This is a genomic window from Bradyrhizobium sp. UFLA05-108 (assembly GCF_059803455.1).
Window position 1 is genome coordinate 1 of sequence record NZ_JBANAZ010000014.1, and the last position, 12,408, is coordinate 12,408.

14 protein-coding genes are annotated in these 12,408 nt (G+C 64.5%); 7 read left to right on the top strand and 7 right to left on the bottom strand.

All coding sequences use genetic code 11. The annotated features are described in order from the left end of the window. Positions 1-780, top strand: a 780-nt coding sequence (locus tag SO140_RS12795) for an IS701 family transposase (protein ID WP_498542618.1), incomplete at its 5' end; no start/stop codon positions are given. A 36-nt stretch (positions 781-816) separates the two neighbouring features. Here SO140_RS12795 and SO140_RS12800 read toward each other — a convergent pair. Further along, positions 817-966, bottom strand: coding sequence for a hypothetical protein (locus SO140_RS12800; RefSeq protein WP_449380178.1), 150 nt, complete (start codon positions 964-966; stop codon positions 817-819). 169 nt (positions 967-1,135) lie between these two features. On the opposite strand from SO140_RS12800, the gene SO140_RS12805 reads away from it, so the two are divergent. Continuing rightward, positions 1,136-1,630, top strand: a complete 495-nt coding sequence (locus SO140_RS12805) for a GNAT family N-acetyltransferase (RefSeq protein WP_498541393.1) — start codon at positions 1,136-1,138, stop codon at positions 1,628-1,630. Here the strand turns inward: SO140_RS12805 and SO140_RS12810 are convergent. From SO140_RS12810 to SO140_RS12820, 3 genes are all read right to left on the bottom strand, one after another. Beyond that, positions 1,602-2,660 (bottom strand): class I SAM-dependent methyltransferase, encoded by a 1,059-nt coding sequence (locus SO140_RS12810; RefSeq protein WP_449380180.1) that lies wholly within the window; start codon positions 2,658-2,660, stop codon positions 1,602-1,604. The genes SO140_RS12805 and SO140_RS12810 overlap by 29 nt on opposite strands. Before the next feature lie 398 nt (positions 2,661-3,058). After that, entirely contained in the window at positions 3,059-3,352 is a 294-nt protein-coding gene (locus SO140_RS12815) for a hypothetical protein (RefSeq protein ID WP_449380181.1), read from the bottom strand. Positions 3,353-3,820: 468 nt separating this feature from the next. Beyond that, a complete protein-coding gene (locus tag SO140_RS12820) occupies positions 3,821-4,732 on the bottom strand; it encodes a GntR family transcriptional regulator (protein ID WP_449380182.1) in 912 nt (303 codons plus the stop codon). Between the two features lie 87 nt (positions 4,733-4,819). Between SO140_RS12820 and SO140_RS12825 the strand changes: the two genes are divergently transcribed. The 5 genes from SO140_RS12825 to SO140_RS12845 are packed head-to-tail and all read left to right on the top strand — an operon-like array spanning position 4,820 to position 9,749. Next, complete coding sequence (locus tag SO140_RS12825; RefSeq protein WP_449380183.1) at positions 4,820-5,755, top strand: hydroxymethylglutaryl-CoA lyase; 936 nt, start codon at positions 4,820-4,822, stop codon at positions 5,753-5,755. Continuing rightward, positions 5,752-6,966 carry a CaiB/BaiF CoA transferase family protein gene (locus tag SO140_RS12830; protein ID WP_449380184.1) on the top strand — a complete coding sequence of 405 codons (1,215 nt, stop codon included), beginning with the start codon at positions 5,752-5,754 and terminating at the stop codon, positions 6,964-6,966. Before SO140_RS12825 ends, SO140_RS12830 begins: the two co-directional genes overlap by 4 nt. Positions 6,967-7,003: 37 nt before the next feature. After that, the gene (locus tag SO140_RS12835; RefSeq protein ID WP_449380185.1) at positions 7,004-8,050 is read left to right on the top strand and encodes an ABC transporter substrate-binding protein; all 1,047 of its coding nucleotides are present in this window, start codon (positions 7,004-7,006) and stop codon (positions 8,048-8,050) included. Beyond that, the gene (locus SO140_RS12840; protein WP_449380186.1) at positions 8,047-8,895 is read left to right on the top strand and encodes an ABC transporter ATP-binding protein; all 849 of its coding nucleotides are present in this window, start codon (positions 8,047-8,049) and stop codon (positions 8,893-8,895) included. The genes SO140_RS12835 and SO140_RS12840 overlap by 4 nt, the downstream gene beginning before the upstream one ends. Positions 8,896-8,897: 2 nt before the next feature. Continuing rightward, positions 8,898-9,749, top strand: coding sequence for an ABC transporter permease (locus tag SO140_RS12845; RefSeq protein WP_449380187.1), 852 nt, complete (start codon positions 8,898-8,900; stop codon positions 9,747-9,749). Positions 9,750-9,788: 39 nt separating this feature from the next. Here the strand turns inward: SO140_RS12845 and SO140_RS12850 are convergent, their stop codons facing one another. Genes SO140_RS12850 through SO140_RS12860 form a run of 3 tightly spaced genes read right to left on the bottom strand, consistent with a single transcriptional unit; the run spans position 9,789 to position 12,345 of the window. Next, a complete protein-coding gene (locus tag SO140_RS12850) occupies positions 9,789-11,036 on the bottom strand; it encodes a class I SAM-dependent RNA methyltransferase (RefSeq protein ID WP_449380188.1) in 1,248 nt (415 codons plus the stop codon). Continuing rightward, complete coding sequence (locus SO140_RS12855) at positions 11,029-11,763, bottom strand: TlyA family RNA methyltransferase (RefSeq protein WP_498541395.1); 735 nt, start codon at positions 11,761-11,763, stop codon at positions 11,029-11,031. The genes SO140_RS12850 and SO140_RS12855 overlap by 8 nt, the downstream gene beginning before the upstream one ends. A gap of 27 nt (positions 11,764-11,790) precedes the next feature. After that, positions 11,791-12,345 (bottom strand): nucleoside 2-deoxyribosyltransferase, encoded by a 555-nt coding sequence (locus SO140_RS12860; protein WP_449380190.1) that lies wholly within the window; start codon positions 12,343-12,345, stop codon positions 11,791-11,793. Between the last annotated feature and the right edge of the window lie 63 nt (positions 12,346-12,408).

Here is a 12,408-nt window from a genome sequence, read left to right on the forward strand (position 1 = left end):
GAGATTGACCGCGCGATGGCAGCCAACGTGCGCTTTGGATGTGTGCTGGCGGATGCAGGATACGGACTTAGCGCTCCTTTTCGACAAGGGCTGACAGAGCGCGGGCTGGCCTGGGCTGTCGGTGTCCCTCGGCACCTGAAAGTGTATCCGGTCGATGTGAAGCTCATTTGGCCGATTACCAAAGTCCGCGGGAAACCACGAAAGCACCACGTGCCCGATATCTTATCGATTGCGGCAGAACAAATGCTAGCCAGCGCCAAATGGAAAGCCGTGAGTTGGCGCAGCGGAACGAAAGGTCGGCTGAAAGCCCGATTTGCTGCTCTTCGTGTCCGCACCGCCGACGGCCCTCCTCAGCGGATTTGGGATAAGGGTCAGCAGCATCTCCCGGGCGACGAAGCTTGGCTCATTGGCGAGCAACGCGCCTCAGGGGAGAAGAAATACTATCTTGCCAATCTCCCTGCGGCGACGGATCTGCGCACACTAGCCGCCACCATCAAGGCAAGATGGATTTGTGAGCAGGCGCATCAGCAGTTAAAGGAGGAGCTTGGACTTGATCACTTCGAGGGGCGATCATGGCAAGGTCTTCATCGCCACGCCCTGATGACAATGATTGCCTACGCCTTCCTGCAACACCGTCGCCTCGCACACGCGGGGCGGAAAAAAAAGAATCAACGGACCTCCGCCTCAGCCAACCATGCCCGCCGTACGTCACGCCATCGTCGATCTCATCCTTCGGCCGCCGTCTCAACGGTGTCCATACTGCCGAAAAAAAATCCTTGAAAAACACTGGCGCAAACAGATTCTGCCAAAGTAGTGCTAGAATGAATCGTCATCTCGCGGCGCGACCGGCTTGCCGTCGAACGTCGCGCGGGTGCATTGCATCGCCGTAACGGCATCCGCCAGCGCGGATTTCTCCGCCGGTGCCGTCTCCAGCGCGATCGCGATGCTGTCGCCGCCAATCGCCACGTTCGCCTTGAAGCCGAGCAGGGAGGCCGCGAGTGCGAGGTCTTCGACTGCGCAGCCGGGGAAGATGTGAAGCTCGCGATTGCATGGCGCTGCGGTTGACCAACATCAACGTCCGGATTGCCAACGGCTCGACCGCCGGAGAAACTGGCGCGACGTCAAAAGGAGATGAATGGGATGGCGAACGCCAGACTTGCGGAAAGCGCTGATCTCGCCGGCCTGCTCGAGCTCTTTCGCGTCTCGGAGGTCAGCGCCGCGGCCGAGCCGCAGGAACGGGCCCAAGATATCTGGCGGCAGACCCTGTCGCGCGACGACCTCGCCGTGTTCGTGTCGGACACCGACGGCCAAATCGTCGCGACCTGCATGCTCATCACCGCGCCCAACCTGCTGCGCGGCGGCCGCCGGGCACGGCTTTCTCGAGAATGTCGCGACACACCCGGAATTTCAGGGGCGCGGACACGGGCGTGCCGTCGTCGCCGCGGCGCTGGAGGCGGCGTGGACCAGGGATTGCCACCACGTGCTCATGCAAAGCGGCCGCGAGGACGCGCGCGTGCATCGTTTCTACGAGCGTTGCGGTTTCGTGCCGGGCCTGCGCGTCGGCTACGTCGCGCGCAGACCCGAGCCCGGCATGATCGACGTCAGATCCGCGCCTCCAGGATCAGGTTGAAGGGCGTCTCGGCGGCACGACGGAAGCGGCTCAAGCCGCCCTCGCGCGCGACCTTGCGCAGCCTTGCCTCGCCGGCCTGAGCACCGAGCGCCATGCCGACCTCCTGATCGAGCGATGCCGGTGTGCAGATCATGGTCGATGCCGCGTAATAGACGCGCCCCACCGGATTGAGGTTGTCTTCGAGGCGATCATTGGCGAACGGCTCGACCAGCATGCAGGTGCCGTCGTTCGCCATGGACTCGCGCACGTGGCTGATGGCGCCGACGGGATCGCCCATGTCGTGCAGGCAGTCGAAGAAGCAGACGAGATCATAGCCTTCGGCCGGATAGGTCTTGGCCGAATGAACGGCGAAGCTGACGCGGTCTCCGAGCTTGGCTTCTGCGGCCGACCGGCGCGCAGCTTCGATCGAGCCTTCGTGATAGTCAAAACCGTAGAAGCGGGAGTTCGGGAAGGCTTCCGCCATCAGCCGTGTCGAGACGCCGTGCCCGCAGCCGACATCGGCGACCTTGGCGCCGCGCTTGAGTTTTTCCACCACGCCCTCGAGCGCGGGCAGCCACTCCTGGACCAGATGATGCCTGTAGCCGGTACGGAAGAAGCGGGCGGTGCCGCAGAACAGGCATTCGCTGCGCCGGTTCCAGCCGACACCCTTGCCGGTCTTGAAGGCGTCCGTAACCTTCGGCTCGTCGAGGAACGTCGCCGCGACGACATCGCCGAATGCGCCTAGGAACACCGGGCTGTCCGCGTCGGCCAGCGCCATCGCCTGCTCCGGCTGCATCGAGAATTTTCCGCTCGCGGAATCGTATTCGATGTAACCGGAGGCCGCCTGGCTCGCCAGCCACTCGCGGATATAGCGCTCCTTCGTTCCGGTCGCGCTCGCGAGTTCGGTGGAGTTCATCGGCCCCTTGGCGGCGAGGGTGCGGTAGAGGCCGAGCTTGTCGCCCAGCAGGACCAGCGATGCATTCATCGCCGCGCCCAGCTCGGTGACCATCTTGCCCATAAAAGCATTCAACCTGTCGGTATCGACTTCCATGACAGCCTCCATGCGGTGTCGGGCATTTACCAGCAGTTGTGCTTTGCCGGACCGCGCACGAGCCATCGGCCGTGATGAGAGCGAGGCTCTCGGAAATCCGCGGGTCCTCTAAGTGGGTCAATCCGGTGCGCAGCTGGTTCAACGTGTCGGCGCACACCTCTCCGCGAGCCCGACGGGAACCGCTGCCTATTTCGGGCGCGGCCTACCGTCGGGCACCCGCCCCGCAATTACCAACCAATGATGCACGATCGCCCATTTGTCGCGTCCGCGCGGATTGAAATCCAGGAGGGGCGACTTGGCACTTTGAAGTTCGAGGAAGAATTCGAGAGTTTTTTTGCGCGCGGATCGATAGCGCGGCAATCGTTGCCTCGCGATCCAGCGATCCCATTCCCGGACAATCAGGAATTGTCGTCTTGTCCATTGAGCCATCGCAGCCCGCTTGCGTACGGATCAAGGTCGCGCTGGAGGTCAGATGACGGAAGCGGCGGGCGGTCAAGCCCTGGTTCAATGGGATGTGTTTGCTGTCGAGCGCTCAACTCAGAGGGGCCGGCGGCTGCATCGTCTCGCAATGCGTTGAACACCTGGGCGGCCATTGCGCTTAGCTTGGTCAGGCTCCTTTCGATGTCGCTGTGCATCCGAGCGAGTTCACGGGATCGCTGATATTTGCTGAACTGAATAATTTGAGCCGACATGGCAATGCTCCGGCGGTATGTCTTGCCAGAGTAGTCGCCGGTAGGCGGATTTTCCTATCTGCCAATTCAGGTGGCAGGCGCATTCTTTTGGGTGGCAATCACATGTGCCATCGATGAGCGCAGCCGTTCCCGTTGGCGGGACGTTTCGCCTCGAATTGGGGAAGCTGACGACGAAGCCGACTTAATCGGCCGGGGTCATATACCGGCCATAAAGTACGTCTCGTCGCCGCCTGTATGTCTTCGAGATAGCCCGCATCGCGACGATGCAAATGACAGAACAAGCGATTTCAATGATCACTTGAGTCGTTCCGTATGAAAAAGAAACAGGTAATAATTGCGGACATTAGCAGATTCTGGACTGGCTGGGGCGGGCAGACCGGCCAGTTTCAAAGCAAGGACCGATTTTTTCTGAGCGTGCGACATTTTTGTCGCAATTGCGGGAGAACCAGCGGCCACGTCGCCCAGGTCTCAAGACAAGGCGGCCACCAGCGGGCGTTGCAGGTGTCTTGCCATCAGCTCCGCTGCCTCGGCATAGCGCCGCGCTTCCAGGAGGTCGAGCAGGCGCAAATGCTCACGCACGTGCCGGCGCATGCCGTCGCGGTCGGCGAAGCTGCGATAGGCGAACAGGCGCCTGATCGAGTTCACACGCTTGAGCGCTTCGATGAAGAACGGATTACCGGCTCCGCGGATGATCTCTTCATGAAACTCGCAGCCGGAGTGATAGATTTCGCCGATCGTCATCTTCTCGAGCTCACCTTCCAGGACGCGCAGCTGACGCTCGCGCAACCGTGCGATCACCTCCTGAGGTAGCATGAAGTGGGGCTGCGCGATCGCCGCGGGCTCGATCACCGCGCGAAACGCCATCGCCTTGGCCTGTGCTTCGGGGCTGGAGATCGTCTCCGCAAAGCGCCAGCCATAGCCCGGCAGGCGCGCGATCCAGCCCTCGGCCGCGATACGGTCGAGCAGCCGCTGCAGCTCGGCCCGGCTCAGATCATAACGGCGCATCAGCTCCGCCTCGGTGACATCAGCCGGCAGCCGGCTCGCGAGCACGTCGCCCGCAATCGTCGCATAGACGTGTTCGCTGCGCCTGACTGCCGCGAGGGCCGGTTGGGCTGCGCCGCTGGTCGGATTCTTCGCCAGCACGAAGCCGCGATGCGGCTCACCGCGCGCCAGCCCTGCCGCCTCAAGAGCCTTGAGGCCAAGCCGGATCGGCGCGCGCGAAAGGTCCAGCGCATCCGCAAGTCTTTGTTCGATCAAGCGATCGCCGGCCTTCATGCCTTCGCGCCGGGCGAGCGCCATGATCAGGCCGGCGAGGTGCTCGGCGCGCTCGGAACCGCCGTTCCTGGTGGCGCGCAGTCGGGAACTATCGGACGTGGTCATTGCAGCGCACGCAAGGTTTAGGCTTGACAGACTGTCCCATGGATTGTTCTTTTATGCAACAATATACAATCAAGCAGGGAGAGCCCGATGGCGCGCGCGCCGGATGTCCATATTTGCGAGGTCGCTCCCCGCGATGGCCTGCAGAATCTCGACATCTTCGTTCCCACCGAAGCCAAATGCACGCTGATCGACACGATCGTTGCCGCCGGTGTGCGCGAGATCGATGCCGGATCCTTCGTGCCGCCAAAGGTCGTGCCGCAATTCGCCGACGTCGATGCGGTGATGGCGCATGCGCTCACGCACAACACGGCGACCATCGGCGCGCTGGTGCCAAATCCGAAGGGCGCCGAGCGCGCCATCTCCGCCGGCGTCAACGCCGTCTATTTCGTCATCTCGGCAAGTGAGACGCACAATCGCGCCAATGTGCGCCGCTCGGTCGAAGAGCAGCTCGAGGGATTTCGCGCGGTCCGAGCCGCGGTCGATGCCCGGCCGGTGGACCAGCGGCCGCAACTGATGGGCGCGATCTCCACCTCCTTCGGCTGCTCCCTGGAAGGCGAGGTCAGCGAAGCGGCCGTGTGCCGGGTCGCGCGCGCCTTTGCCGAAGCCCGCGCCGACGAGATCGGGCTTGCCGATACCGTCGGCTACGCGACCCCCAAACTGATCAGGCAGATCGTCGAAGCTGTCAGGCGCGAGGTCGGATCGCAGATGACGCTGCGGCTGCATCTGCACGACACGCTCGGTGCCGGCCTTGCCAATGCCGTCGCAGGCCTCGAGGCGGGGATTCGCCGTTTCGATGCGGCGGTATCCGGGCTCGGTGGCTGCCCCTTTGCCCCGGGCGCGCGCGGCAACATCGTCACCGAGGATCTCGTGTTCATGCTGGAGCGGATGGGCCTTTCCACCGGCATCGACCTCGATCGCCTGATGCAAACGCGCGAGATTCTCGCCCGCCATATCCCGGCGAAACATCTGACGGGGCATCTGCACGAGGCGGGCATCCCCAAGGTGCTGCGGAGGGCGGCATGACGGTTTCTATGCGCGAGACCGCACCGGAGCTTCGTCCGCTGGCCGGCGTTCGCGTCATCGAGTTCAGCCAGATGGTGATGGGGCCGAGCTGCGGGCTGATCCTCGCCGATCTCGGCGCCGACGTGATCAAGGTCGAGCCGCCCAAGGGCGACCGCACCCGCTATTTCAAGGGCCCCGCCGCCGGCTTCTTCGCCACCTACAGTCGCAACAAGCGCAGCATCGCGCTGGACACGTCGACCGCGGAAGGCCAGAACATCGCGCGCAAGCTGATCGAGAGCAGCGATGTCCTGATCGAGAATTTCCGGCCGGGCCTGTTGAAGCGCATCGGCCTCGACTACGAGAGCGTCGCCGCGTTTGCGCCCCGCCTGATCTATTGCTCGCTCAAAGGCTATCTTCCCGGCCCTTACGAAAACCGCCTCGCCCTCGACGAGGTCGTGCAGATGATGGGCGGCCTTGCCTACATGACCGGCCTGCCGGACCGGCCGATGCGCGCCGGCGCCTCGGTCAACGACATCATGGGCGGTATGTTCGGCGTGATCGCGATCCAGGCGGCGCTCGCCGAGCGGCAGCGCACCGGCCGCGGTCGTTACATCCAGAGCGCATTGTACGAGAACAACGTGTTCCTGATGGCGCAGGCCATGATGTGCGAGGTGGTCAGCGGCCAGCCGTCGATCCCCTATTCGATCAAGGACAGCCCGTGGCCGGTCTACGACCTCTTCGACACCAAAGACGGCTCAAAACTGTTCGTCACCATCGTCGGCGAAGAGCAATGGGAGGCGTTCTGCCGCGCCTTCGATTGCGAAGCCTGGCTTGCCGATCCGCGCTTTGCGACGAGCAACGATCGTGTCGACCATCGCGGCTGGCTGATCCCGGAGATCGCGAAGATCTTCAAGCAATGGGACAAGGCCGATCTCGCCGCGCGCCTCGAGCAGCTCGATCTGCCCTACGCGCCGGTGAACAAGCCCGGCGATCTCTTCGATGACCCGCATCTCAACCAGTCGGGTGGGCTGACCGACATTCACTTGCCTGACGGCGGCGAGGCAAAGACGCCGCTGTTGCCGATCTCCATGGACGGCCGGCGCCTGCCCAACCGTTACGATCCGCCCCAGATCGGCGAGCAGACGAGCGAGATCCTGAGCGAGATCGGCCTTTCCCCGAACGAAATCGAAGCGCTGCGACAAGCAGGGACGATCAAAGCCGCGCCGTCCTGACGCTTGGCGCGATCAAAGAGAACACAGGGAGGAGCACATGACCATTACCAGGCGCCAGGCGCTGATCGCGGGCTCCGCATTGGCCGGCGCATCGCTGCTGCCGGGACGATTGCGCGCGGAGGGCAAGCAGGTCTCGCTCGCGTTCGGACCGGTATCGCCGGTCTACGCCATCGGCATGATCGCGGAGCTGAAGGGGTACTTCAGAGACGAAGGGCTCGATTCGAAGCTCGTGACCGGCAACGCCGGCACGTTCGGCCGCCAGACGCTGGCGGCGGGACAGGCGCTGTTCGCGCATGGCGATGCCAGCCATCCGCTTCAGCTCAGCGCGCGCGGCAAACCCTGCAAGATCCTGCTCGCGACCGAGATGGTGTGTTCCTACGCCAACATCATGGTCCGGCAGGACCTCTACGAGAGTGGCATCAACTCGGTCGAAAAGCTCGCGGACTACAAGCGCGCGGACGGCGCCAAGCCGATCGTCGCCGCCACCGCGATCGGCTCGGGCACCTGGGTGTTCGGCACCTACGTGTTCGAGGCGCGCGGACTCGGCGACAGGGTCAACTGGGTTGCGGGCGGCGGACCCAACACGATGTTCCCCTCGCTCCAGACCAAGCAGTTCGACGCCATCATGGCGCCGCCGAGCTGGATCGTCGAGGTCGAGAAGAAGGGTTTTGGCAGGACCATCTACGACACGTCGAAGCCCGGCGTGTTCGAGAAAGATTTCGGCGGCACGCTGCCCGTGCTCGTGATCTATACGCTCCAGGACACGGTCGAGCAGGACAAGGCGATGGTGCAGGCCTATGTCAACGCGGTCTACCGCGCGATGGCCTTCGTGAAGGCGACGCCGCTCGCGGATGTGCAGGCGCTGGTCACGCCGAAATATTTCTCCGGCATCGACCCCGATGCAATCAGCGCCGAGCTCGGCTTCGACAAGTCGACCTGGGCCTATGACGGCAGCATCGACAAGACCTCGTTCGAGCGCGGCGCCAAGCCCTGGTACCGCAAGGGTACCGACATTCCCGAGACCAAGTACGCGGATGTCGTCGATATGAGCTTCCTTGAGTCAGCCAGGGCGAAATACAAATGATGGCCGCACCCAGCCCGGGCCTCGCGCGCGCGAGAGACGACGATGATAGGGCAGGGGCGCGTACGCGCATCGCCGTGCAGGGTCTCGCCAAACGCTTCAGCGCGTCCGGTCGCGAGTTCGTGGCGGTCGATGATGTGTCGTTCGAGGTCAGGCAGGGCGAATTCGTAGCACTGCTCGGCCCATCCGGCTGCGGCAAGAGCACTATCCTTAACATGGTCGCGGGACTGTTGCCGCGCTCGGGCGGACGCATCCTCATCAACGACGACACTGTCGAGACCGGCAAGGTCAACCCCAGGGTCGGCTATGTCTTCCAGCGCGACACGCTCTTTCCCTGGCGGACCGTGGAGCAGAACATCGGCTACGGGTTGGAGATCGCGGGGTTGCCCAAGACCGAGCGTGCCCGGCGCGTGGCTTCGGCGGTCGAGAAGGCCGGGCTCACAGGTTTTGCGCAGAGCTTTCCGCGCATGCTGTCCGGCGGCATGCGCCAGCGCGTCGCCTTGATGCGGACGCTGATTCTGGAGCCCGAAATCCTGCTGATGGACGAACCGTTCGGTGCGCTCGACACCCACACCAAGCTCGAGATGCATAAGACCCTGCTGGAGATCTGGGAGCGCGAGCGGCAGACCGTGTTGTTCGTGACGCACGATCTCGGCGAGGCGCTGACGCTCGCAAGCCGCATCATCCTGCTCTCGGCGCGGCCCGGGCGGCTCAAGGAGGATTTCGACGTCGCCATCCCGCGGCCGCGCGATCCCGTGGCCGTGCGCGAGAGCGCCGAATTCGGCCGCCTCTATTCCCACATCTGGCATTCGCTCGGCGAAGAATTCCGCCGCACCAGGGTTGACTGACCATGGCCAAAAGCCGCATTGCGATCCTGTTCTGGCAACTGGCCATTCTCGCCGCTGTGCTCGTCATCTGGCAGTGGGGCTTTGAATGGAGCAAGGCGCTGCTGCCGAAGGCTTACGTGCCAAAAATCCTAGATCCCTATTTCGTCGCCAAGCCGTCGCTGATCTGGCAGAGCTTCCTGCGGCTTGGCTGCTTTGCCGATGCCGACGGCTTTGCTGCCTGCATCAGGGGCAACGACAATAATTTATGGCTTGCCACGCTGGTCACGCTGAAGAACACCTGGTGGGGATTCTTGTTCGGATCGGCGAGCGGGATCGCCGCCGGTCTGATCCTCGGCCGTTCCGATTTCCTGGCCCGCGTGTTCGGCCCCTACGTCGTGGCGCTCAACTCGATTCCGCGCATCGCACTGGTGCCGCTCGTCATCCTGATCTTCGGCCTCGGCGATCTCTCGAAGATCGCGACTGCCTGGCTCGTCGTGTTCTTCGTGGTGTTCTTCAACACATTCGAGGGAACGCGCGCGGTCGATCGCGACCAGATCGCAGCCGCCCGTCTGCTCGGCGCCAGCGAATTCACCGTGCTGCGCACCGTCGTGATCCCGTCCGCGCTCGCCTGGGTGTTCGCTTCGCTCCTGCCGGCGGTGTCTTTTGCGCTGATCGGCGTCATCGTCGGCGAGTTCATCGGTGCCGAACGCGGGCTCGGCAAGCTCATCATCGAAGCCGAGGCACGCGCCAACGCCAGCGAGATGATGGTCGCCATCTTCGTCATGATGTTCGTCGGAATTTTGCTCGCGCTCGCCGTGCGCTCGCTGCAATCCTACCTGCTGCGCTGGCAGCCGCAATTCGAGCAGTCGGCGTAGAGGCCAGGTAGGATCCGGCGGCAGGCGGCTCTTATCGCGTCACCGGCTGAACCGCGCCACCAGCTCGACATGCGGCGTGTGGCGAAACTGGTCGACCGGCACCACGGTCTCGAGCTTGTAGCCGCCGTCGATCAGGAGGCGCGCGTCGCGGGCGAAGGTTGCGACGTTGCAGGATACGGCGACCACGACCGGCACCTTGCTAGCGGCGAGTTTCAGCGCCTGCGCCTGCGCACCCTGGCGTGGCGGGTCGAACACGACGGCGTCGAACTCGCGCAGCTCCTGCGGCACCAGCGGGCGGCGGAACAGGTCGCGCGGCGCGGACGTGATCGGTTTCAGGCCCGGAGTGCGCGCAGCTTTCGCGAGCGCTGCGACGGCGCCGGCGTCGCTGTCATAGGCCGTGACGCGCGCCTTTTCCGCAAGTCTCAGGGCAAATGGACCGACGCCGCAGAAGAGATCGGCGATCTCCTTGGCCTTGCCGACGCGCTCGCTCACCAGCGCGGCCAGCGTCTCTTCGCCGGCCACGGTTGCCTGGAGGAAAGAGCCCGGCGGCAGCGTCACCTCTGCGCGGCCCATGCGCAGCGTCGGCGGCAGCCGTTGCAGCACGAGCTCGCCGTGCCGCGTCAGCCGCGCGAGCCGATGCTGCTCCGCGACGCCTGAGAGCGCCGTGATCATCGCCGCCGGCAGCGGACCTGAACCGCGCACGTCGACGTCGAGGCCGTTCTCGGTCGCGGTGACCTGGATGTCGAGCGGCTTGGTCACCGCCATTTTCGACGTCAGCGGCTCGGCGACTGCCCAGGCCGCGTCGAGCGCGCCTTCGAGCGCCGGATCGAGGATCGGACAACGATGGATCGGGATGACGTCGTGCGAGCTCGTTGCGGCAAAGCCCACCTTCAGGATCTCATGCGTGCCGAGCCGGCCATGCAGCGTGATCCGCCGCCGGCCCGCGCCATGCGCGTCGACCGGCGGCGCCACCTCGCACGCGACGCCGGCCTGTGCCAGCGTCTCGACCACGATGTTGCGCTTCCAGGCTTGGTACGGCGCGGCCGCCCAGTGCTGGATCGCGCAGCCGCCGCAGACGCCGAAATGCGGACAGAACGGCGCGATGCGCTCGGGGCTTGCCACATCGACCGCGAGCAGCTTGCGGCGGTCCGGATGATGGCCCGGAACATGCTCGACCTCGACGGTCTCGCCGCCGAGCGCATAGGGCACGTAGATCGCCTCACGATCATCGAGACAGACGCCATCACCGCGGTGGCCGACGTGATCGATTGCCAGACGCTCAACCACGGCGCGCGCCCAGGAAGAATTCGATGTTGCCATCGCCGCCCGTGATCGGCGACGGGAACACCTCGATGTCGGTGCAGCCGAGCGAGGCGGCGAAGGCCGCGATGTCGTCGCAGATCTCCTGATGCACGGCGGCGTCGCGGATGATCCCCTTCTTGTTGTGCTTACGCTCGGCCTCGAATTGCGGCTTGATCAGCGCGAGCAGGCTCATCGGCGCCGCCGCCAGCGACAGCGCCACCGGCAGCACCGTCTTCAGCGAGATGAAGCTGACGTCGATGACGACGATGTCGGGCCGCGCCGGCAGGCGCTTGCCTTCGTAAGAGCGGATGTCGGTTTCCTCCATCGAGACAATCTTGGGATGACCGCGCAGCGACGGATGCAACTGCTCGCGCCCGACGTCGATTGCAAAGACGAGGCTCGCGCCGTTCGCCAGCAGCACCTCGGTGAAGCCGCCGGTGGAGGCGCCGACGTCGAGGCAGACATGGTCCTCGATCTCGATGGGATAGCGCTCCAGCGCACCGGCGAGCTTGACGCCGCCGCGCGAGACATAAGGATGCGCCGGCTCGGCCTTAAGCACTGCGTCCTCCGCGATGGTCTCGGAGGGCTTTGCGACGGGCTTGTCGTTGGCGGTGACGAGCCCGGCCTCGATCGCCGCGCGCGCCCGCGCCCGGCTCTCGAACAGGCCGCGTTCGACCAGCAGAACATCCGCGCGCTTGCGGGGAGGGGACATCAGGCTCTCCGGGACCGGCTGAAGCGCTTATGTAGAGATAAGTCGCGCGGCCGCCATCCGGACGCAAGTCTCGAACGCGGCGAGATCGTGCCAGACGTCGATGGGTATCTCGGCCGGCGTTACAAGCGGGCAGCCGTGCAGCTCCAGCGCGTGGACCATCATGAGATTGTCGACGAGGCCAAAATCCTCGATCGTCAGTCCTTGCGCATCAACCAGGCGGCCGTCCTCGGTGGTGATATCCATGAAGCGGCCGACGCGGTCGGCATAGAGGGCGGGATCGTTGGAGTAGGCGAGGCACAGCTTGCCGTGGCCGGCCATGTAGCCGAGCTCGTAGACGGTGCCGGGATCGGCCCCGGCGCCGCGGAAGGGAGTGAGATTGGCGATGATGGCGTCGGCCGCATCCATCATCGCCTCGTTGGCGGCGAAGATCCGCCGCGAGGCATCGGGCGCGGCGAGGTCGACTGCGTTGTCGAGAGGATAGAGTCCGACGAGTCCATGCGCCGCGCAGATCGCGGCCTTCCGTCGGCCGATCTCAACCGCATCCGGCAGGAACACGTCGGGGCCTGCCAGATAGATTTTCATGGAGCCAAAGCCGGAAAAATTCTGGATCAAGGTACGAGCCGCAGCGCGTGCTCTGCTCCCTCC

What these genes read in the sequence shown, in the direction of transcription:
- SO140_RS12805 (WP_498541393.1), top strand. Translation starts at nt 1,136, where the DNA reads ATGGGATGGCGAACGCCAGACTTGCGGAAAGCGCTGATCTCGCCGGCC.
- SO140_RS12810 (WP_449380180.1), bottom strand. Translation starts at nt 2,660, where the DNA reads ATGGAAGTCGATACCGACAGGTTGAATGCTTTTATGGGCAAGATGGTC.
- SO140_RS12815 (WP_449380181.1), bottom strand. Translation starts at nt 3,352, where the DNA reads ATGTCGGCTCAAATTATTCAGTTCAGCAAATATCAGCGATCCCGTGAA.
- SO140_RS12820 (WP_449380182.1), bottom strand. Translation starts at nt 4,732, where the DNA reads ATGACCACGTCCGATAGTTCCCGACTGCGCGCCACCAGGAACGGCGGT.
- SO140_RS12825 (WP_449380183.1), top strand. Translation starts at nt 4,820, where the DNA reads ATGGCGCGCGCGCCGGATGTCCATATTTGCGAGGTCGCTCCCCGCGAT.
- SO140_RS12830 (WP_449380184.1), top strand. Translation starts at nt 5,752, where the DNA reads ATGACGGTTTCTATGCGCGAGACCGCACCGGAGCTTCGTCCGCTGGCC.
- SO140_RS12835 (WP_449380185.1), top strand. Translation starts at nt 7,004, where the DNA reads ATGACCATTACCAGGCGCCAGGCGCTGATCGCGGGCTCCGCATTGGCC.
- SO140_RS12840 (WP_449380186.1), top strand. Translation starts at nt 8,047, where the DNA reads ATGATGGCCGCACCCAGCCCGGGCCTCGCGCGCGCGAGAGACGACGAT.
- SO140_RS12845 (WP_449380187.1), top strand. Translation starts at nt 8,898, where the DNA reads ATGGCCAAAAGCCGCATTGCGATCCTGTTCTGGCAACTGGCCATTCTC.
- SO140_RS12855 (WP_498541395.1), bottom strand. Translation starts at nt 11,763, where the DNA reads ATGTCCCCTCCCCGCAAGCGCGCGGATGTTCTGCTGGTCGAACGCGGC.
- SO140_RS12860 (WP_449380190.1), bottom strand. Translation starts at nt 12,345, where the DNA reads ATGAAAATCTATCTGGCAGGCCCCGACGTGTTCCTGCCGGATGCGGTT.